The following is a 20,364-nucleotide window of genomic DNA, read 5'->3' as shown; positions in this document are numbered from 1 at the left end:
TTTCTTCACGTCAGGATAGATGGCCTCGGCCGAACTCGGTAGTCGAGCGCCGTCACGCGCACCGGATCACCCTCGGCTCTCCGCACGACGCCGAGGTGCGACCCGCGTGACGCTCACGCCACCGGCCGCCCGTCGGCAGTCCACGCCGGCCGCAGCGCTGTGGCGTCACCCTCGGCACCGCCCGTCCCGGCGACCTCCTCCGGGCCCGCCGGCGTCTCCGCCCGCGCCGCCGTCCGCCCGACGGCACGGGTGCCCGCACCGATCACGTGCTCCCCGAACCGCTCACGCACCAGGTCGACGGCCCGTTCCGCGTCGCGCCGGGCGTCCGCGTTGTCGGTGACGGCCTCGTCCAGCGTGAGCTGGCGGACCACCTCGCCGGCCGGCACCAGACCCTCCGTCCGCACGCCGATCAGTCGCACGGGCAGACCGGCCAGGTCCACGGCGGAGAGCAGCCCGCGTGCGGCGAGGTAGACCTCGCGCCCGACGTCGCTGGGCTGGGCGAGCGTGCGGGAGCGGGTGAGCGTGCGGAAGTCGGAGGTGCGGACCTTGATCGACACCGTGCGGGCGGCGAGGCCCTGGGCGCGCAGGCGCGTGGCGCACCGATCGGCGAGCTCGAGCACCTTGCTCTCGACCACCGTCAGGTCGTGCACGTCGACGGCGAAGGTCTCCTCGGCGCCGACGCTCTTCTCCTCGCGCACGGGGACGACCGGACGCGGGTCGCGGCCCCAGGCGAGGTCGTGCAGGTGCGCACCGGCCACCTTGCCCACGGCACGCTGCACGGTCTCGACGTCGGCGTGCGCGAGCTGCTCGACGGTGCGGACGCCCCAGCGCTCGAGGGCGATGGCGGTGCGCTCGCCGACCCCCCACAGGGCCCCGACCGGCAGGGCGTGCAGGAAGGGCACGGTCGCGTCCTTGGGGATGAGCAGCACGCCGTCGGGCTTGGCGTGGCCGGAGGCGAGCTTGGCGACGAACTTGGTGGCGGCGATGCCGACGGAGCAGGTGATGCCGTGCTCGGCGGCGACCTGCTCACGGATCAGCGCGGCGATCCGGGTGGGCGGGCCCAGCCGGCGCCGGGCGCCGCTCACGTCGAGGAAGGCCTCGTCGACGCTGACCTGCTCGACCAGCGAGGTCGTGCTGCGCAGCACCTCCATCACGCGGGCGGAGACGGCGCGGTACGCGTGGTGGTCGGGCGGCACCACCACCGCCTGCGGGCAGCGACGCAGCGCGTGGGCCATGGGCATCGCCGAGTGCACGCCGAACGCCCGGGCCTCGTAGGTCGCCGCGAGCACGACGGACCGCTCGGACCCGCCGACGATCACCGGACGCCCGCGCAGGTGCGGCCGACGGGCGAGCTCCACGGACGCGAAGAACGCGTCCATGTCCACGTGCAGGATCGAGCAGCCCTCCTCCTCGCTGCCCCAGTCCCGCTTGGCCGCCTCCGACCGTGGGCCGCGACTCATCCCGCTCGTGCCACGAGCCGGTCGCCCGGCTCCGCGGCCGCGGCCTCCAGCTCACCGCGCACGATGTCGAGGAAGTCCTCCGCGTGGCACAGCACCTGCTCCGCGCGCTCGGCGGTCACCGCGTCGAACCGGCCGGCGTCCACCGCCGCGCGCAGCCCCGCACCGGCGGCGAAGTAGGTCGCCCAGCGACCGAGCTCCGGCGCCGCGAGGTCGAGCAGCTCCCACACCGTGCGCGGGGCACGACGGCCGGACACCGGCTGACGCTCCGCGAGCACGGCCGCCCCGGCACGCAGCGCGGCGAGGTGGGCGTGGGTGAACTGCTCCCACGGCTCGGAGGAGAACTGCGCGGCCACCAGCTCGGCGTCCGCGCGCTCGAGCAGCTCGGCGGTCCGGCCCGACAGCCCGGGCACGGCGCTCCGTGCGGAACGCAAGGTCCTGACCGGCATCGCGCACCTCCCTCTCTCGACAGCACCAGTATCGAACACCTGTTCGATCCGGTCAACCCGTACGGTGGCCCGATGGCGAAGGACCGGTCCGGGCGTCGGGCACCAGCGTCGCACCGACCACCCACACGGTCCGGGCGCGGGGCGTCCGCACGCCCGCCGATCCCGGAGGGGCCGGTGCCGATCGCCACCGGGACGGTCGAGGTGCAGCGCTCCCCCGACGACCCCGACGCGGTGACGCTGCTGGTCAACGGCGTGCCGAGCTCGCACCTGGACCTCGCCGACCCGCTGCGCCTGGAGTTCGAGTACATGCAGCAGATGGCGGCGGTGCTCGAGCGTCTGCCGCAGGACGACCCGCTGCGGGTGGTGCACCTCGGGGCGGCCGGCTGCGCGCTGGCCCGGTGGGTGGCCGCGCGCGACCCGCGGTCCCGCCAGGTGGCGATCGACCTGGACCCGGTGCTCGTGGCGCTGGTGCGCGACTGGTTCGACCTGCCGCGCTCCCCCGCGCTGCGGCTGCGCACCGGCGACGCCCGTGAGCAGCTCGGCACCCTGCCCGACGGCGGCGCGGACGTGCTGGTGCGCGACGTCTTCGCCGGCGACCGCACGCCCGCGCACGTCACCACGGTCGAGTTCACCCGGGACGTCGCCCGCGCGCTGCGACCCGGGGGCGTCTACCTGGCGAACTGCGCCGACCGGCCGCCGCTCGCACTGGCCCGCGCCGAGGTCGCCACCGCGACGGAGGTGTTCGCGCACGTCGGGCTGGTGGCCGAGCCGGGCGTGCTGCGCGGCCGCCGCTACGGCAACCTCGTGCTGGTCGCCACCGACGACCCGGCGGTGCTGGACGACGCCGGCCTCGCCCGCGACCTGCGCTCGCTCCCGGTGCCCGCGCGGCTGCTGGTCGGCGAGGAGCTGGCGGCCTTCGTCGGCCGCACCCCGCCGCTGCACGACGCGGCCCCGGAGATCGCGGACGGCGGCGCGGTCGAGGAGGACGCGGGCGCCGCGCAGGGATCGCCGGACGACCACGTCTGATCACCCCGCGCGCGCACGACTCACCCCGCGCGCGCACGACCCGGCACCACCCGCTGCCCCCCGGAACGCGGACGAGCCCGCACCCACGCGGGGTGCGGGCTCGTCGAGGCTCTGCGCCAGTGACGCGCGAGGGCCTACGCCGGTCGAGACGAGCTCAGAGGGCGTGGACCTTCTCGGCCTGCGGACCCTTCGGGCCCTGCGTGATCTCGAACTCGACGCGCTGGCCCTCCTCGAGGGAGCGGTAGCCGGAGGAGTCGATCGCGGAGTAGTGGACGAAGACGTCGGCGCCGCCGCCGTCCTGGGCGATGAACCCGTAGCCCTTCTCAGCGTTGAACCACTTGACAGCACCCTGTGCCATGTTCTTGTCCTTCTGTCCATCCGGTGACGGTCCGGGACCTCGTGCCCCGCTCCGTGCCGCAATGCCTTACCCGCGTCCTGCACCGGGAGGACCAGCCGGACGGCTGGAGGGTGCCGCTCCACGGATCGCTCCGCGGGAGTGGCGCCGGTCAAGCGTCAGTACGTCACTGCAACACGGCGATCTTCTCACGCACGTCAGGGCCGCGCCATGGTGTTTCCCGGCTTTCCAGGTCGCCTGAAGACAACGATCTGGTCACGGCGAGGTCACGGTCCGGGCCGCGGTCACCGGCGGCGCGCGGCCCCGTCGACGTCCTGCTCATGACCCGGTGACGTCCAGCGGACGACCAGGCACGGTCGGTCAGAGAGGGGTCCCGCCGCGACGCATCGCGCGCCGGCCGAGCAGCATCCCGGCCACGCCGACGGACCACGGCGCCGCCACCCAGGCGAAGGCGGAGCGGAACGCGTCGAGGTCGCGCAGCGCCGCGCCACCGGTGGCCCGGTCGAGCACGAGGCCGACCACGAGCATGGTGGCGAAGGCGCCGACGAACCCGCCGGTGTTGACGAAGCCGGTGGCGCTGCCCAGCCGGGGCGCCGGCACGCGGGACCGTGCGACGTCGAAGGCCACCAGCGACATCGGCCCGCCGACGCCCACCACGACCACGAACGCGCCCAGCACCCACAGGGGCACCGGCCCCGAGGGCAGCACCACCGCCAGCCAGGCGAGGCCGATCGCGGCGCTGGTGCCCATCGCCATCGCGAACCGCGCCCGCGGGTGCCGCCCGGCGAGCAGCCCGATCACCGGGCCGGCCACCACGGCGGCGACGACGTTGAGAGTGAGCAGGGCGCTGGCCTCCGCGGCGGTGCGGCCCTGGCCCTCGACGAAGAACGCGAAGCCCCAGAGCAGCACGACGACGTGGTTGCTGAACTGCCCGGAGAAGTGGATCCAGAACGCCAGCCGGACCGCGGGCTCGCGCAGCACCGCCCGCAGCGCACCCCGCTCCCGGGGCGGCCGGGCACGCCGTGGCGTCACCTCTCCCGGCGCGTCACGCACCACGGCCAGCACCGCGATCGTCGCGACCACGCCCACCGCCGCCACGGACAGGAAGGTGGTGCGCCAGCCCGCGGCGTGCAGCAGGGCCACCAGCGGCACCGCGGACACCACCTGCCCGAGCTGGCCGATCGACCCGGTGAGCTGGGTGAGCAGCGGCACCCGTCGCACCGCGAACCAGGCGGGGATGAGGCGCACCACGGAGACGAAGGTCAGCGCGTCCCCCGCGCCGACCAGCACCCGCCCCGCGAGCACCCCCGCCGCGGAGGGCGCGAGCGCGAGCACCGCCTGCCCGAGGGCCATCACTCCGGCGCCGGTGGCGACCAGCAGCCGCGGGCCGTAGCGGTCCAGCAGCACGCCGACCGGCACCTGGAGGGCTGCGTAGACCACGAGCTGCGCGACGGCCATGGTCGCGAGCAGCGAGGAGGAGACGCCGAACCGCTCGGTGACCTCGAGGGTCGCCACGCCGAAGGACGAGCGGTTGGTGATCGCGACCACGTACGCCGCGACCGCCACTCCCCAGACGATCAGGGCGCGGCGGTCGGAGCGTTCGGGTTCCACGTGGGGTCATTCTGCCCGGTCGCCCGGGCGGGACGGCCCGCGCGCTCAGATCCCCTTGTCGTCACCGCCCTGCTCGGCGAGGAAGCGCTCGAACTCCGCGCCCAGCTCGTCGGCGGTGGGCAGCTCGGCGGTCTCGGCGAGCAGGCTCGGCCGGCCGATGTTGTGCGTGAAGGCGTCGTACTGCTCCTCCAGCGCGTGCACCACCTGGGCGACCTCGGCGGAGTCGGACACCTGGCGGTCCACCTCCAGGCGGGTCTCCTCGGCGGCCTCGGTCAGCGCGGCGACCTCGAGCTCGAGGCCGGAGGCGCGCTGCACGTGCTCCAGGGCGGTGATGCTGGCCTGCGGGAAGGGCGACTGCGCGAGGTAGTGCGGCACGTGCACGGCGAAGCCGACGGCGTCGTGGCCGGACTCCCCCAGCCGGATCTCCAGCAGCGCCCCCGCGTCGGCGGGCACCCGCACGGAGCCGAACCAGGACGTGTAGTCCGCGATCAGCTCGGGACGGTTGGCGTGGGCGGTGACGGTGAGCGGCCGGGTGTGCGGGATGCCCATCGGCACGCCGTGCACACCGACGGTCAGCGGCACGTCGAAGCGCTCCACGATCTGCCGGACCGCCGCCGCGAACCGCTCCCACTGCACGTCCGGCTCGACGCCGTGCAGCAGCAGGAAGGGCACGCCGGAGGTGTCGCGCACCAGGTCGACGGCGAGCTCGGGCTCCTCGTAGTCGATCCACCGGGTCGAGTCGAAGGTCACCGTGGGGCGCCGCGAGCGGTAGTCGAGCAGCTGGTCGACGTCGAAGGTGACCAGCCGGCTCGTCGACAGCTGCTCGGTGAGGTGCTCGGCGGCCAGCCGTCCGGCGCCGCCGGCGTCGACGAACCCGCGCACCGCGTGCACCAGCACCGGCCCGGCGCCGCCCGCGGACCGCGCCTCCACCTCGGCGGCGACCGCCGGGTCGACGTCGTAGATCTCGCTCGGGTCGAGCATCGGTCCTCCTGCTGGTCTCGGCTGCGCCACCGTGCGGTGGTGCCTCTGCGAGGTGCAACGCACGGGCGGTCCCGGATTCTTCCCCGATCGACTCGTGGATCGGCGCGCGGTCCTGCGCGGACGTCGTGCCCGCGCACCCGTCCCGCTGCTGGATAATGGACGGCCGCTCGCGGGCCGTGGGGTGCGCGGACGGTGGTGGCGACGTGGGATCAGGCACGTCGCGGGGAACGTGGACGGGAGCACGGGTGACCGGCATCGAGGCGCAGCTGCGCGCCGAGCAGGACGTCGTGGACGAGCTGTACCGCCGGCTGGACGAGCTGCGCGCGCAGACCCGGTCCCGGCTGGCGGAGACCCGACGGGTCGGTCCCTCCGGGTCGCCGCAGAACCGCTCGGAGCGCGACGCCTTCGCCACGCTGTACGAGGACCGGCTGGCCCGGCTGGAGGCCGTCGAGGACCGGCTGGCGTTCGGCCGGCTGGACCTGGTGGACGGCGAGCGCCGCTACGTGGGCCGGATCGGCCTGAACGACGACGAGCACGCCTCGATGCTCACCGACTGGCGTGCCCCGGCGGCGCAGGCGTTCTACCGCGCGACCTCGGCGAACCCGGACGGCGTGGCCCGGCGCCGGCACCTGGTGACGCGCGGTCGGTCGGTGTCCGGCGTCGAGGACGAGGTGCTCGACCTGGACCATCTGGCCGCCGACGGCCAGGCCGGCGACGGCGCGCTGGCCGGGTTGTCCGGCGAGGGGGCGCTGCTCGCGGCGCTGGCCGCCCGGCGCACCGGCCGGATGGGGGACATCGTCGCGACGATCCAGGCGGAGCAGGACGCGATCATCCGCGCCGAGCTCCAGGGCGCGCTGGTGGTGCAGGGCGGTCCGGGCACCGGCAAGACCGCCGTCGCGCTGCACCGCGCCGCCTACCTGCTGTACGCGCACCGACGCACCCTGGAGCGGTCCGGCGTGCTGCTGGTCGGCCCGAGCCGGACCTTCCTGCGCTACATCGACCAGGTGCTCCCCTCCCTCGGCGAGACCGGCGTCGTCGCCACCACGATCGGCGAGCTGTACCCCGGGATCGTCGCGACCGGCGAGGAGCCGGACGAGGTCGCCGCGATCAAGGGCCGCACGGTGTGGGCGCGGATCATCGACCGAGCCGTGCAGCAGCGCCAGCGGGTGCCCGCGCAGGCGACCGTGGTGATGATCGACGGCCACCGGATCGTGGTGAAGCCCTCGGACGTGCGGCACGCCATCGCGCACGCCCGGCGCGGTCACCGGCCGCACAACCTGGCGCGGGTCACCTTCGTGCGTGACATGCTCGGCAAGCTCGCCGAGCAGTACGTCAGCCAGCTCGGCTGGGCGGTGGCGCCGGACGAGCGCGGCGAGGTGATCGAGGAGCTGCGCACCACCCGGGAGATCCGGGTCGCGCTCAACCTCGCCTGGATGCCACTGACGCCGCAGGGGCTGGTCGCCGGGCTGCTGTCGAAGCCCGCCCGGCTGGAGGCCGCCGCCCCCGAGCTGTCCGCCCGCGAGCGCGCGCTGCTGCTCCGGGACGCCGACGCGCCGTGGACCGCCGCCGACGTGCCGCTGCTGGACGAGGCCGCCGAGCTGCTCGGCGAGGACGACCAGGCCGCCCGCGCGCAGGCCAAGCAGGACGCGCAGCAGCGGGCCGCCGAGCTCGACTACGCCCGGCAGGTGCTGGAGCAGTCCGGCACCGGTCTGGTGTCCGCCGAGCTGCTGGCCGACCGGTTCGCCAGCACCGGCCCCTCGCTGACCACGGCCGAGCGGGCCGCCGCCGACCGCACGTGGACCTACGCGCACGTGGTGGTGGACGAGGCGCAGGAGCTGTCGCCGATGGCGTGGCGGTCGCTGCTGCGCCGGGTGCCGACCCGCTCGCTGACGATCGTGGGCGACGTCGCGCAGACCTCCACCTCCGCCGGCACCCAGGACTGGGCGCGCACCTTCGACCCGGTGCTGGCCGGGCAGTGGCGGCTGGCCGAGCTCACGGTGAACTACCGCACCCCCGCCGCGGTCACCGAGGCTGCCGAGCGGGTCGGGCACGCGGCGGGTCTGCCGCTGACGCCGACCACGGCCGCGCGCGACGTGCCGGACGCGCTCACCACCCGCCGGGTGACCCCGGAGGGCGTCGTGGACGCGGTGGTCGAGGCGGCCGCCGCTGCGGTGGAGCAGGTGCGGGACGCCAGCGGTGCGGGCCGGGTCGCGGTGATCGCCGTGCCGGGCACCCTGCCGACGCTGGCGGTCGCGCTGCGCGATCTGCCGGGGATGCGCCCGGACCCGCGCCGCAACGGATCGCCGGACCTGGACGCCCCGCTCACCCTGCTCACGCCGACCCAGAGCAAGGGCCTGGAGTTCGACGCGGTGGTGCTGGTGGAGCCGGCGGCGGTGCTGCGCGACGGCGCCGGGCCGCGCGGCGGGGCGGGCGACCTGTACGTCGCGATGACCCGGCCGACGCAGGCGCTGCGCGTGGTGCACACCGAGGACCTGCCGGCGGGCTGGGAGGCCTGAGGACCTGCGCGGTTGTCCGAGGATCGGGACCGGCTTGGACGCACGCCCGGTCGGGCGCACCATAGGGGCGTGCCACGCGCCCTGCTGCTCGAGAACCTGCATCCTCAGGCCCGGTCCATCCTGGAGGCCGCCGGCTACGAGGTGACCGCCCGCTCCGGAGCCCTGGACGAGGCCGAGCTCGCCGACGCCCTCCAGGGCGTCCAGCTGCTCGGCATCCGGTCCAAGACCCAGGTGACGAAGGCGGTGCTCGACGCCGCCCCCGACCTGGTGGCGGTCGGTGCGTACTGCATCGGCACCAACCAGATCGACCTGTCCGCCGCCGCGACCAACGGCGTCGCGACCTTCAACGCGCCGTTCTCCAACACGCGCTCGGTGGTGGAGATCGCGCTGGCGGACATCATCGCGCTGACCCGCCGGCTCACCGTGCTCGACCGGTCGATGCACGACGGCGTGTGGAACAAGTCGGCGGACGGCTCGCACGAGGTGCGCGGGCGCACGCTCGGGATCGTCGGCTACGGCAACATCGGCACCCAGCTGTCCGTGCTGGCGGAGAACCTCGGCATGTCGGTGGTGTTCTACGACACCGCGGAGAAGCTGTCGCTGGGCAACGCCCGCCGCGCCGACTCGCTGGACGAGCTGCTGGACGTCGCGGACATCGTGACCCTGCACGTGGACGGCCGCAGCGGCAACGCCGGGCTGTTCGGCGCCAAGCAGTTCGCGCGGATGCGCCCGGGCGCGATCTTCCTCAACCTGTCCCGCGGCTTCGTGGTCGACTACGCCGCCCTGCGCGAGGCGGTGCTCTCCGGCCACGTGGCGGGCGCGGCCGTGGACGTGTTCCCGGAGGAGCCCAAGCGCAAGGGCGACCCCTTCGAGTCCGAGCTGCGCGGGCTGCCGAACGTGATCCTCACCCCGCACACCGGCGGCTCCACCGAGGAGGCGCAGGAGGCGATCGGCCAGTTCGTGTCGAACAAGCTGCGCGACTACATGGGCACCGGCACCACCATGCTCAGCGTCAACCTGCCGAACCTCACCCTGGAGCCGCGCGAGGGCGTGCACCGGCTGGCCTACCTGCACCGCAACGTGCCGGGTGTGCTGGCGGCGGTGAACCAGACGCTCGCCGAGCACGGCGCCAACATCGAGGCCCAGCTGCTCGCCACCCGCGGCGACGTCGGCTACGTGGTGACGGACGCCGTGTCCGTGCACCGGGACGTCGTCGAGGCGCTGCGGGCCCGCCCGGAGTCGATCCGGCTGCGGGTCGTCTCCTGACCGCTGCCGCCGGCTGACGTTACGGTCGGGGGGTGCACCTCGCCGACGCCGACCGCCACGACCGTCTCCCGCTGCGCCGCGCCGGGGGCCTCGACCTGCCCCTGGTGACGCTCGGCCTCTGGCAGAACTTCGGTGACGCCACGCCGTTCGCCGATCAGCGGGCGCTGGTGCTGCGCGCGTTCGACCTGGGGATCGTGCACCTCGACCTGGCGAACAACTACGGCCCGCCGCCGGGAGCCGCCGAGGAGAGCGTCGGCCGGCTGCTCGCCGGTGACCTCGCGCCGTACCGCGACGAGCTGCTGATCGCGACGAAGGCCGGCTACCGGCAGTGGCCGGGACCGTACGGCGAGTTCGGCTCGCGCAAGTACCTGCTGGCCTCGCTGGACCAGTCGCTGCGCCGGCTCGGCACCGATCACGTCGACGTGTTCTACAGCCACCGCTTCGACCCGCGCACCCCGCTCACCGAGACGATCGGCGCGCTGAAGACCGCGGTCGACTCCGGGCGGGCCCGCTACGCCGGGATCTCGTCGTACTCCGCGCGGCGCACCGCCGAGGCGCTGGCGGTCGCCGCCGATCTCGGGCTGACGCTGACCCTGCACCAGCCCTCGTACTCGATGCTGAACCGGTGGGTGGAGCAGCCGGACATCGACGGCCGCACCCTGCTGGACGTCGCCGGCGAGGCCGGGATGGGCGTGGTCGCCTTCTCCCCGCTCGCCCAGGGGATGCTCACCACGAAGTACCTCGGCGGCGTGCCGGAGGGCTCGCGCGCGGCGCGGGGCGGCTCGCTGCGGTCGGAGTACCTGTCCGAGGAGAACCTGGCCCGGGTGCGCGCGCTGGCGGCGGTCGCGGAGCGGCGCGGGCAGACCCTCGCCCAGCTCGCGATCACCTGGGTGCTGCGCGACACGCGGGTGACGTCGGTGGCGCTCGGCGCGCGGACCGCCGCACAGCTCGAGGAGAACCTCGCCGCGGTGCACGCAGATCCGCTCGACGACGCGGATCTGGCGGAGATCGACCGGTACGCGGTGGACGGCGGGATCAACCTGTGGGGCTCCCGTTCGAGCGAGCTGTAACCCCCTGCACAGGACCTGCACACCTAAGTTACGGCTGCGTAGGTTACGGTGACCACGTGACCGACTTCACGCGCCCCTGGCACGCCTCGTACTCCGCCGGAGTCCCGGCCGAGATCGACGTGCCCGACGAGCCGCTGGACGCCGCCCTGGACCGTGCCGCCGCCACCTGGCCGGACCGGGTCGCCGTGGACTTCCTCGGCGCGACCGTCACCTACCGCGAGCTCGCTGACCAGGTCGCCCGCGGGGCCGCCGCCCTGCGCGACCTCGGCGTCGTCGCCGGTGACCGGGTCGCCATCGCGCTGCCGAACTGCACCTCGCACGTCGTCGCGTTCTACGCGGTGCTGCGGATCGGTGCGGTCGTGGTCGAGCACAACCCCACCTACACCGCCGCCGAGCTCGCCCACCAGCTGCGCGACTCCGGCGCCACCGTCGCGCTGGTCTGGGAGAAGGCCGTCGACGCCGCCCTGGCCGCCCGCGAGTCCAGCGAGCTGCGCACCGTCGTCTCGGTGGACGTCTCCGCCGACCTGCCGTGGACCAAGCGGCTCGCCCTGCACCTGCCGCTGCGCAAGGCGCGCCAGACCCGCGAGGCCCTGCGCGCCGAGGTGCCCGAGGGCACGCCGGTCTGGCACCGGCTGGTCGACGCCGCCCGCCCGCTGCCGCCGCACCACCCGCACCCGACCACCCGCGACGTCGCGCTGCTCCAGTACACCGGCGGCACCACCGGCACCCCCAAGGCGGCCGTGCTCACGCACCGCAACCTGGTCGCCAACGCCGTGCAGGGCCAGGCGTGGACCGGCGCGGTCCCGGGCACCGAGACGATCTACGCGGTGCTGCCGTTCTTCCACGCGTTCGGGCTGACGCTCTGCCTGACCTACGCCACCCGGGTCGGCGCCACGCTGGTCGCCTTCCCCAAGTTCGACCCGAAGACCGTGCTCGCCGCCCAGCGCCGCCGGCCCGGGACCTTCCTGCCCGCGGTGCCGCCGATGCTCGACCGCCTCGCCACCGCCGCCCAGGCCACCCGCAGCGACCTCTCCTCGTTCCGCTACGCGATCTCCGGCGCGATGTCGCTGTCCGCCGAGACCGCCGCGCGCTGGGAGGCGCTGACCGGCGGGCTGGTGGTCGAGGGCTACGGCATGACCGAGACCTCCCCCGTCGCGCTCGGCAGCCCGCTGTCCGCCGACCGCCGCCCCGGCGCCCTCGGGCTGCCGTTCCCCAGCACCGACATCCGCGTGGTCGACCAGGAGGACCCGACCCGCGAGGTCGCCCCCGGCGAGCAGGGCGAGCTGCTGATCCGCGGCCCGCAGGTGTTCCAGGGCTACTGGGGCCGCCCGGAGGAGACGGCCGGTCAGCTGCTCGACGGCGGCTGGCTGCGCACCGGCGACGTGGTCCGCGTGGACGAGACCGGCTTCGTGGTCCTGGTCGACCGGATCAAGGAGATGATCGTCACCGGAGGGTTCAAGGTGTACCCCTCGCAGGTCGAGGACCACCTGCGCTGCATGCCCGGCGTCCGCGACGTCGCCGTGGTGGGCATGCCCGGCGGTGACCTGGGCGAGAAGGTCGTCGCGGCGGTCGTGATGGAGATCGGGCACGCGCAGATCGAGCTGCAGGCCGTGCGCGACTGGTGCAGCGAGCGGCTGGCCCGCTACGCCGTGCCGAAGGACCTGGTGATCCTCACCGAGCTGCCCCGCTCGCAGATCGGCAAGGTCATGCGCCGCGTGGTCCGGGACGACCTGATCGCCGCCCAGCCCGCGTGACCTCCGGCGCTGCGCTCACCGGCCTCGCGCCGGAGCAGCGTGCGCTGCTGGACGACTGGCTGCCCGGGCACGAGGTCGTCGCCGATCTCGGCTGGGGGCTGATCGCGACGACCGTGCTGCGGGTCCGTGCCGGCGACGACGACCTGGTCGTGAAGGCCGGCGGCCCGGGTGACCACCACATCGCCCGGGAGATCCGCGCGCACCTCGACTGGCTCGGCCCCTGGACGCCCGGACGCGCGCCGACGCTGCTGCACCACGACCGCGACGCCCGGCTGCTGGTCACCCGCTGGCTGCCCGGCGAGCTGGTGCTCGGCACCCCCGCGCAGGACGACCCCGACACGTACCGCCAGGCCGGCTCCCTGCTCGCCGCCCTGCACACGCAGACGCCCGGGATCGTGGACGACGGGTGGGAGGCGCGGGAGAACGCCCGCTCGCTCGCGTGGCTGGACCGCCCGCACCGGATCGCCCCCGCGATCGTGACCCACCTGCGGGACCTGCTCGCCTCCTGGCCGCAGCCGCCCGCCGTGCTGGTGCCGACGCACGGCGACTGGCAGCCCCGCAACTGGCTGCGGCACGCGGGCGAGGTGCGGGTGATCGACCTCGGGCGGGCCGACCTGCGCCCGGCGGCGAGCGAGCTGACCCGGCTGACGCAGCGCGACTTCCGGCGCTCCCCCGCGTGCGAGGCCGCGTTCCTCGACGGGTACGGTGCGGACCCGCGCGTGGCCGACGAGGCAGCGGGCGCGCGGGACGGCGCGGCGCGGGAGGGCGCTGATGCGTGGACACGGTCGCTGGTGCGCGAGGCGATCGGGACGATCGCGTGGGCGTACGCCGTCGGTGCCGAGGACTTCGAGGCCGAGGGGCACGCGCTGCTCGCCGAGCTGCTGGGCTCGGGCTGAGACGTGCGCACGGCCCCGCGCCCGCCCGGATGGACGTGCGCGGGGCCGTTCGACGGGCCGTCCGGAGCAGGACCGCTCAGCGGGACAGCGGCAGGTGCCGGGCCCACCAGTCGAGGACGTGCTCGAACCGGACCAGCCGGTGCTGCGGGCGGCCGGAACGGGTCAGCTCGTGGCCCTCGCCGGGGAACAGCAGCAGCTCGGCCTCGACGCCGCGGCGCTTGAGCTCGACGAACCAGCGCTGGCCCTGCTCGACCGGGCACCGCCAGTCCTGCTCGGAGTGGATCACCAGCGTCGGCGTGGTCACCTTCGCCACGTGCGCCATCGGCGACTGCGCGGCCACGGCGGCCTTCTCGGCGTCGGAGTCGCCGTCGCCCAGGTACTCCAGGCCGAAGAACCAGCCGATGTCCGAGGATCCGGTGAAGCTGACCGGGTCGAGGAACCCGCGCTCCACGATCGCCGCCTCGAACCGGTCGGTGCGGGTGGTCAGCCACGCGGTGAGGTAGCCACCGTAGGAGCCGCCCATGACGCCCACCCGCTCGGCGTCCAGCGCCGGGTCAGTGGTCGCCGCGTCCAGCAGCGCGAGCACGTCGTCGGTGTCCACGGTGCCGAACGCGCGATGGATCGCCTTGCCGTGCGCGGAGCCGTAGCCGGCGGCACCGCGCGGGTTGCCGTAGACCACCGCGTAGCCGGCCTCGGCCAGCGTCTGCACCTCGTCGAACAGGCCGACCGTGTACTGCGCGTACGGGCCGCCGTGGATCATCAGGATCGTCGGGTGCGGGCCCGCGCCGAAGCGCTCCGGGTCCGGGGTGACCACCCAGCCGTGCACCGGGTACCCGTCCGGGGCGGTGGCGTTCACCTCGCGCGGCTCGCGCACCCGACCGGTGGCGCGCAGCGGGGCCGACAGGTCGGTCAACGCCCGCGAGGTGCCCGCCGTCAGGTCCAGCACGTGCAGGTCACCGCTGTCGGTCGGGCCGGCGACCGAGGCCACCGTGGTCCCGCCGGCGGAAGCGACGCCGTGCACGACGACCGCGCCGCCGAACGCCTCCCGGGCCGTGCCGTCCGCGTGCACCTCGTCCAGCACCACCGTGCCGCGGTGCAGCCGACCGACCAGCACCCCGCCGTCCACCGCAAGGAACGTGCCCGCGTCGAGGTCGACCGCCTCGGCGTCGGTCAGCCGCACCGGCGTGCCGTCCGCCCGCGGCCCGTCCGCCGTCGCCGTGAGCGCGAGCGCGAACAGGCCGGTCTGGCTGGCGACGAACTCGCGGCCGGAGGTGCCCATGTCCTGCGCGAGCAGCCAGACGCCGGAGCCGTCCGTCGTCGGGCGCGCGGCGATCACCGCGAGCGTGCTGCCCGCGTCGACGTCGGTCAGCGGCACCAGCGTGCCGTCCGACCCCTCGGAGGCGTCCACGAGCACCGCGTCCTCGCGCAGATCGGTGTCCTTGCCGGCGTGCCGGGCGGACACCGCGACCAGGTGACGGCCGTCGGCCAGCCACTCGGCGCCGTCGACGTCGAGGTCGCCGCTGGTGATCTGACGCGGCTCGGTCTCGGCCACCGCGCCCGGCGTCTGCGCCGGGACGTCCACCACGAACAGGTGCCGGCGCTTGTCCCGGGTGAAGCCCGCGCCGTCACCGCGGTACGGCAGCTCGGTGATGTGCCGCGGCCGCTCGGCGGCGGGGTTGCCGTCGGCGACGTAGCGACCCTCCTCCGGCACGCGGGCGAGGTAGGCGATCCGGCTTCCGTCCGGGGAGAACCGCGGCGACTGCGCACCGAGCGGGGCGTCGGTCAGCCGCACCGGCTCACCGCCCGCGAACTCCACCACGTGCACCTGAGGGCGCCCCTTCGCCTCGGCGCGCAGGAACACCACCCAGCGGCCGTCCGGGGAGATCTGCGGGTCCGTGTCACGGTGGCCGCGGGTCAGCCGGGTCGGCTCGGCGGAGCCGTCGGTCGCCACCCGCCACAGCTGGCCGGTGTACTCGTCCAGGTCGAGGTCGGGCGACGTCACCGCGACGACGGCGGTGCGGCCGTCGGGGCTGAGCGTCGGGGTGCCGGGTGCGTGCAGGAGCGCGAGGTCGTCAGGGATCACCCCATGACCGTAGTACGACGCCCCGACAGGCCGCGTCGGTCATCCACGGGCGGGGATCCCCGGCGCGGCGAGCGCGAGGGTTCGCGCCACGTCACCGCTCAGGAGGCGGACGCGTCGCCCTCGCGCCCGGCGCGCTCGGCGTCCGCGACCTCGTTCTCGGCGCGCAGCACCGTGATCGCCGCCTCGAAGTCGTCCAGCGAGCTGAACGCCTGGTAGACGCTCGCGAACCGCAGGTAGGCCACCTCGTCCAGGTCGCGCAGCGGTCCGAGGATCGCCAGCCCGATCTCGTAGGCGTCCAGCTCCGCGCTGCCGCTGGCACGCAGCGTCTCCTCGACGCGCTGGGCGAGCAGGGCGAGGTCGTCCTCGCTCACCGGGCGGCCCTGGCAGGCCTTGCGGACGCCGTTGACGATCTTGTCCCGGCTGAACGGCTCGGTCGCCCCGGAGCGCTTGACCACCGAGAGGCTCGCGGTCTCGATCGTGGTGAACCGGCGGTTGCACTGCGGGCACTGGCGGCGGCGACGGATCGACAGGCCGTCGTCGGAGGTGCGCGAGTCGACGACGCGGGAGTCCGCGTGACGGCAGAACGGGCAGTGCATGGTGGAGCCTCCTCGGTGCTTCTCCCGGAGGGCGGGCCCGGCCACGACGCCGACGTGCCTCACCCCCGCAAGGACCGGGACAACGTAGGTCGCCGCCGGTCGGCGGTGCAAGGCGGCTCGCCTCGGAGCGACGGTGGGACCGTTCCCGGGCGCCGCCCGGCCACGCCGTCCGGTCTTCGCGCGGCTGCGCAGTCCGGGCCGCGCACCCGCACCGGGTCCCGGACAGACGACGAGGGTGGCCGCAGTGCTGCGGCCACCCTCGTGGGGACGCCCCCGTCCCGTCTCGTCCGGACGACTCGCCTCGTCAGAACGGCGTTGCTTCACGCGCCTGCGTCGCGCACTCGGTGCCGACGTCGATGCGTCCTTCGAGGCGAGCCCCCCAGCCAGCCGTCGAAGTGATCACCACTGTAGGGGCCGGGATCCGATTTACGCAAGCCTGCACTTTCGTAATACTCGCCGCGACCTGCACGGGGTCAGCCCCAGGCCAGTGCGGGGGCAGCGCGCGGCCGGTGCGAGGTCAGCGCGCGGCCGGCGCAAGGCCAGCCGGAGGCCGGTGCGAAGTCCGCGCGGGATCAGGAGTCGGCCGGGAGCAGCAGCACCTGGCCGGCGCGCAGCGAGGCGTCCGCCAGACCGTTGAGCTCCTGGAGGCGCAGCACCGCGTCCCGCACGTCCTCACCGGGCAGCGCCACGTCGCCGGCGATCTGCCAGAGGGTCTCGCCCGCCTGCACCGCGTAGGTGCGCACCTCGATCGCCTGCTCCGGCCCGTCGGCCACCGCACGCCCACCGAGGACGCCCGCGAGCACGATCAGCGCGGCGAGCAGGAGGAGCACCGCACGCCCGCGCCGGGTCAGGTGCAGGTCGCGCAGCCCGGGCTCCGCCCGCTCCGCCACCACCGCCCCGGTCGCAGCCTCCTGCCGGGGAGCGGATGCCCGCCGGGCCGCAGTCGCCCGCCGAGAAGCAGCCGACCGCCGGGGAGCGGACGCCGGACGACGCACGTCGGCCAGGGCCACCCGCGGGGCCATCGTGATCGCGCTCATCCTCACCACTCCCTCTCGCCGACGGTCGCCCGCCGCTCTCGATCGATCCCGCTCGAACACCTGTTCGTCGAACGCTTGTACGATGCTGCCACGACCGGGCGTCGTTGTCGAGACACGCTCGAACAGATGTTTGATCCGTCCGCTCGCTCCGCCTAGGCTCGGCACATCGGGGCAAGCCCACCACCGACCACTGACACGGCCGGCCGACGCGGACGCCGCGCGACCGTGACCAGCACGGACGGTGCGCAGGGGCGGGTGCGAGCAGGTACGGGCAGCGGGCAGGGACGACGGAGAGGGTCATCATGACGAGCGGGACGAGCGGTGCCACCGGTGCCGGCACGACGGACGGCGTGGTCGACCTGCACGCCGAGGACGACGGGCTGACCCCGCGCCAGCGCCTCGTGCTGGAGACGGTGCGCGCCTCCGTGGAGTCCCGCGGCTACCCGCCGAGCATGCGCGAGATCGGCGACGCGGTCGGCCTCACCAGCCCCTCCTCGGTGAAGCACCAGCTGATGGCGCTCGAGCGCAAGGGCTACCTGCGGCGCGACCCCAACCGTCCGCGCGCGATCGAGGTCGTGCAGCCGGACGACTCCCGCGGCGTCACGGCGCTGCCCGGGCAGGCGGGCCCCACGGTCGCGGGCTTCGGCGACGAGGACTCCGCCGAGCGCGACGGCGCGCCGCGCGCCGCCTACGTGCCGGTGGTGGGCCGGATCGCCGCCGGCGGGCCGATCCTCGCCGAGCAGCTGGTCGAGGACGTGTTCCCGCTGCCCCGTCAGCTCGTCGGCGAGGGCGAGCTGTTCCTGCTCAAGGTGGTCGGCGACTCGATGATCGACGCCGCGATCTGCGACGGCGACTGGGTGGTCGTGCGGCGTCAGCCGGTGGCGGAGAACGGCGAGATCGTCGCCGCCATGCTCGACGGCGAGGCCACCGTGAAGACGCTCAAGCGCTCCGACGGCCACGTGTGGCTGCTGCCGCAGAACCCCTCGTACGCGCCGATCCCCGGTGACGAGGCGCAGGTGCTCGGTCGCGTCGTGTCGGTGCTGCGCAGCCTCTGACGCCGGACCCGCCCGGGTCGAGGGTGGCGACGCTGGTCACCCGGCGTTCAGGCGCCCTGGGCGCAGGCGCTCCGCACCGACGCGGGGCGGGTCAGGCCGCGCCGCGGGCCGGCACCCCGGCGCCGACGAGCGCTGCCACCGCCCGGTCCACGTCGCCCTCGTCCGCCCACACGTGGCACGCGAGCCGCACCCTGCCCGCGCGCCCGGCCACCCGGCAGCCCGCCGCCTCCAGGGCCGCACGCCGACGGCCGTCGGGATCGTCCAGCGTGACGATCGCACTGCCGGTCTCCGGCAGGCCGAGGCCGGCGCGCAGGCGGTCGGCGAGCCCGGCCGCGTACGCCTCCACAGTCACGGGATCGACGGCGGCGAAGGCCTCGACCGTCTCGGCGGCGCCGATCCACGCCTGCCACGCGGGCGAGACGTCGTACCGGCGCGCGTCCGCCGCCAGCCGCATCGACGGCCCGTAGCAGGAGCCCCAGACGTCCTCCCCCGCGTACCACCCGGCCTGCACCGGGCGCAGCGCGGGCTGCACGTGCTCGCCGACGGTGAGGAAGCCGGTGCCGCGCGGCGCGCACAGCCACTTGTAGGCGGCGGTCGCCGTGAGGTCGTAGACCCCCGCGTCCACCGCCTTCCACCCCGCCGCCTGGGTGAGGTCGGCGAACGTCCACGCCCCGTGCTCACGGGCGGTCCTGGCGATCGAGGGACCGTCCAGCACCGCCCCGGTGGCGGACTGCACCAGCGAGAAGGCCACCAGCGACGTGCGCGGACCGATCGCCTCCGCCAGCGCCTCGGCGGGCACCTGGCGGACATGGATCCGCGGCTGCTCGACCAGGAACGGGAACACCATCGAGGAGAAGTCGTCCTCGACGCAGAGCACCTCGGCACCGTCAGGCAGCGAGGCCGCGACCAGGGCTGCCATCACCGAGGTCTGCGCGCCGATCGCCACCCGGTCCGGCCCGACGCCGACCAGCCGTGCGAAGGCGGACCGCGCCCGCGTCACCGCGTCGTCGTAGCGTCCGGCGTCCAGCCCTCCGTCGGCCCAGCGGTCCAGGTCGGCGCGCAGCGCGGCGGTGGCAGCCCGGGTGGGCAGGCCGGCGGTGGCGGCGTCGAGGTGGCCCCGGACGGGCGGGAAGGCGGCGCGCAGATCGGCGAGGGAGGTCACCCCACGAGCGTGCCGGGCGCCCACCCATGCGCACAACGGCCAGTTGCCACGCGATCCATGCATCGGTCTTATGCTGCGGCCATGGCTCCCCGCGCCCTCGACGCCGCCGCCCTCCGCCTGGTCCGGGCGGTGCAGACCACCGGCTCGGTCACCGCCGCCGCGCAGCACCTCGGCCTGACCCAGCCCGCCGCCAGCCAGCAGCTGCGCGCGGTGGAACGGCTGATCGGCACGCCCGTGGTGGTCCGCTCGGGGCGAGGTGTGCGACTGACCGAGGCGGGACAGGTGCTGGCGCGCAGCGCGGTGCAGGTGCAGGCGGCGCTCGACGCCACGCTGGAGGAGGTCGCGGCGGTGGCCAGCCTGCGCGCCGGACGGGTGCGGCTGGCGGCGTTCCCCTCCGCCGCCGCCACGCTGCTCCCCCGCGCGCTGGCCGCGCTGCGCGCCGCGCACCCGGGGATCGCGACCACCTTCGTCGAGGCCGAGCCGCCGGAGGCGCTGAGCCTGCTGGACGCCGGACGCTGCGAGATCGCGCTGACCTTCCGCGACCCGGACGTCGAGCCGGATCGCGAGGGCCCGCGCCGCGCCGCCGTTCCGCTGCTGCGCGACGAGGTGCACCTGGTGCTGCCGCGCGGCGAGCGCGCGGTGGGCGATCCGGTGGACCTGGCCGATCTCGCCGACCGACCGTGGATCGCGGGCTGCGAGCAGTGCCGCGCCCAGCTCGTCCGCAGCTGCACCCGGGCGGGCTTCGACCCGGGGATCGACTTCGCCACCGACGACTACGTGACCGTGCTCGGTCTGGTCCGCGCCGGGCTCGGCGTCGCGACGCTGCCCGGGCTCGCGCTGGCAGCCGTGCCGCACGAGGGCGTGGACGTGCACCGGCCCGCGCAGCGCACCTTCCGCCTGGTGGAGGCCGTGCACGCCCCGGGCATGGACCGCGTGCCCGCGGTGGCCGCCGCCCTGCACGTGCTGCGCGAGACGGCGACGAGGTCGGTGGTTCGCGCCTGACCATGCGGCGCGGAACCACCGACCTCGTGCAGAACCACCGACCTCGCG

17 protein-coding genes are annotated in these 20,364 nt (G+C 75.0%); 8 read left to right on the top strand and 9 right to left on the bottom strand.

Translation table 11 applies throughout. The annotated features are described in order from the left end of the window. Positions 1–113: 113 nt before the first annotated feature. Together ACZ5HG_RS07945 and ACZ5HG_RS07940 are read right to left on the bottom strand one after the other, a co-directional pair. Complete coding sequence (locus ACZ5HG_RS07945; protein ID WP_464181630.1) at positions 114–1,460, bottom strand: DNA polymerase IV; 1,347 nt, start codon at positions 1,458–1,460, stop codon at positions 114–116. Continuing rightward, complete coding sequence (locus ACZ5HG_RS07940) at positions 1,457–1,870, bottom strand: SAV_6107 family HEPN domain-containing protein (RefSeq protein WP_464181628.1); 414 nt, start codon at positions 1,868–1,870, stop codon at positions 1,457–1,459. The genes ACZ5HG_RS07945 and ACZ5HG_RS07940 overlap by 4 nt, the downstream gene beginning before the upstream one ends. Positions 1,871–2,080: 210 nt before the next feature. On the opposite strand from ACZ5HG_RS07940, the gene ACZ5HG_RS07935 reads away from it, so the two are divergent. Further along, entirely contained in the window at positions 2,081–2,932 is an 852-nt protein-coding gene (locus ACZ5HG_RS07935; protein WP_464181626.1) for a spermidine synthase, read from the top strand. Positions 2,933–3,086: 154 nt separating this feature from the next. Here ACZ5HG_RS07935 and ACZ5HG_RS07930 read toward each other — a convergent pair whose 3' ends face one another. From ACZ5HG_RS07930 to ACZ5HG_RS07920, 3 genes are all read right to left on the bottom strand, one after another. Further along, the gene (locus tag ACZ5HG_RS07930) at positions 3,087–3,290 is read right to left on the bottom strand and encodes a cold-shock protein (RefSeq protein ID WP_464181625.1); all 204 of its coding nucleotides are present in this window, start codon (positions 3,288–3,290) and stop codon (positions 3,087–3,089) included. Between the two features lie 357 nt (positions 3,291–3,647). Continuing rightward, positions 3,648–4,898: an MFS transporter gene (locus ACZ5HG_RS07925; RefSeq protein ID WP_464181624.1), complete on the bottom strand. Its 1,251-nt coding sequence runs from the start codon at positions 4,896–4,898 to the stop codon at positions 3,648–3,650. A 45-nt stretch (positions 4,899–4,943) separates the two neighbouring features. After that, positions 4,944–5,879, bottom strand: coding sequence for a proteasome assembly chaperone family protein (locus ACZ5HG_RS07920; RefSeq protein WP_464181623.1), 936 nt, complete (start codon positions 5,877–5,879; stop codon positions 4,944–4,946). 245 nt (positions 5,880–6,124) lie between these two features. Here ACZ5HG_RS07920 and ACZ5HG_RS07915 point away from each other — a divergent pair, with 245 nt between their 5' ends. From ACZ5HG_RS07915 to ACZ5HG_RS07895, 5 genes are all read left to right on the top strand, one after another. Next, entirely contained in the window at positions 6,125–8,395 is a 2,271-nt protein-coding gene (locus ACZ5HG_RS07915) for a HelD family protein (RefSeq protein WP_464181621.1), read from the top strand. A 69-nt stretch (positions 8,396–8,464) separates the two neighbouring features. Further along, a complete protein-coding gene (serA, locus tag ACZ5HG_RS07910) occupies positions 8,465–9,661 on the top strand; it encodes a phosphoglycerate dehydrogenase (RefSeq protein ID WP_464181619.1) in 1,197 nt (398 codons plus the stop codon). Between the two features lie 32 nt (positions 9,662–9,693). Next, entirely contained in the window at positions 9,694–10,731 is a 1,038-nt protein-coding gene (locus ACZ5HG_RS07905; protein WP_464181618.1) for an aldo/keto reductase, read from the top strand. 56 nt (positions 10,732–10,787) lie between these two features. After that, positions 10,788–12,485, top strand: coding sequence for an AMP-binding protein (locus tag ACZ5HG_RS07900; protein WP_464181617.1), 1,698 nt, complete (start codon positions 10,788–10,790; stop codon positions 12,483–12,485). Beyond that, positions 12,482–13,381, top strand: coding sequence for a phosphotransferase family protein (locus tag ACZ5HG_RS07895; protein WP_464181616.1), 900 nt, complete (start codon positions 12,482–12,484; stop codon positions 13,379–13,381). The genes ACZ5HG_RS07900 and ACZ5HG_RS07895 overlap by 4 nt, the downstream gene beginning before the upstream one ends. Positions 13,382–13,457: 76 nt before the next feature. On the opposite strand, the gene ACZ5HG_RS07890 is transcribed toward ACZ5HG_RS07895, so the two are convergent. From ACZ5HG_RS07890 to ACZ5HG_RS07880, 3 genes are all read right to left on the bottom strand, one after another. Continuing rightward, a complete protein-coding gene (locus ACZ5HG_RS07890) occupies positions 13,458–15,464 on the bottom strand; it encodes a S9 family peptidase (protein ID WP_464181615.1) in 2,007 nt (668 codons plus the stop codon). A gap of 98 nt (positions 15,465–15,562) precedes the next feature. Next, positions 15,563–16,060 carry a transcriptional regulator NrdR gene (nrdR, locus tag ACZ5HG_RS07885; RefSeq protein WP_464181614.1) on the bottom strand — a complete coding sequence of 166 codons (498 nt, stop codon included), beginning with the start codon at positions 16,058–16,060 and terminating at the stop codon, positions 15,563–15,565. Between the two features lie 572 nt (positions 16,061–16,632). Next, positions 16,633–17,097, bottom strand: a complete 465-nt coding sequence (locus ACZ5HG_RS07880; RefSeq protein WP_464181612.1) for a LysM peptidoglycan-binding domain-containing protein — start codon at positions 17,095–17,097, stop codon at positions 16,633–16,635. A gap of 302 nt (positions 17,098–17,399) precedes the next feature. Here ACZ5HG_RS07880 and lexA point away from each other — a divergent pair, with 302 nt between their 5' ends. Next, entirely contained in the window at positions 17,400–18,152 is a 753-nt protein-coding gene (lexA, locus tag ACZ5HG_RS07875) for a transcriptional repressor LexA (RefSeq protein ID WP_464181610.1), read from the top strand. Between the two features lie 91 nt (positions 18,153–18,243). Here the strand turns inward: lexA and ACZ5HG_RS07870 are convergent, their stop codons facing one another. After that, complete coding sequence (locus tag ACZ5HG_RS07870; protein ID WP_464181609.1) at positions 18,244–19,314, bottom strand: aminotransferase class V-fold PLP-dependent enzyme; 1,071 nt, start codon at positions 19,312–19,314, stop codon at positions 18,244–18,246. An 81-nt stretch (positions 19,315–19,395) separates the two neighbouring features. Here ACZ5HG_RS07870 and ACZ5HG_RS07865 point away from each other — a divergent pair, with 81 nt between their 5' ends. After that, the gene (locus tag ACZ5HG_RS07865; protein WP_464181608.1) at positions 19,396–20,316 is read left to right on the top strand and encodes a LysR family transcriptional regulator; all 921 of its coding nucleotides are present in this window, start codon (positions 19,396–19,398) and stop codon (positions 20,314–20,316) included. Positions 20,317–20,364 lie beyond the last annotated feature (48 nt).

The sequence above is a fragment of the Cellulomonas sp. GTC20042 genome, from assembly GCF_055389595.1.
This window is presented reverse-complemented; position numbering and strand designations above follow the sequence as displayed.

What these genes read in the sequence shown, in the direction of transcription:
- ACZ5HG_RS07945 (WP_464181630.1), bottom strand. Translation starts at nt 1,460, where the DNA reads ATGAGTCGCGGCCCACGGTCGGAGGCGGCCAAGCGGGACTGGGGCAGC.
- lexA (WP_464181610.1), top strand. Translation starts at nt 17,400, where the DNA reads ATGACGAGCGGGACGAGCGGTGCCACCGGTGCCGGCACGACGGACGGC.
- ACZ5HG_RS07880 (WP_464181612.1), bottom strand. Translation starts at nt 17,097, where the DNA reads ATGAGCGCGATCACGATGGCCCCGCGGGTGGCCCTGGCCGACGTGCGT.
- ACZ5HG_RS07920 (WP_464181623.1), bottom strand. Translation starts at nt 5,879, where the DNA reads ATGCTCGACCCGAGCGAGATCTACGACGTCGACCCGGCGGTCGCCGCC.
- nrdR (WP_464181614.1), bottom strand. Translation starts at nt 16,060, where the DNA reads ATGCACTGCCCGTTCTGCCGTCACGCGGACTCCCGCGTCGTCGACTCG.
- ACZ5HG_RS07930 (WP_464181625.1), bottom strand. Translation starts at nt 3,290, where the DNA reads ATGGCACAGGGTGCTGTCAAGTGGTTCAACGCTGAGAAGGGCTACGGG.
- ACZ5HG_RS07865 (WP_464181608.1), top strand. Translation starts at nt 19,396, where the DNA reads ATGGCTCCCCGCGCCCTCGACGCCGCCGCCCTCCGCCTGGTCCGGGCG.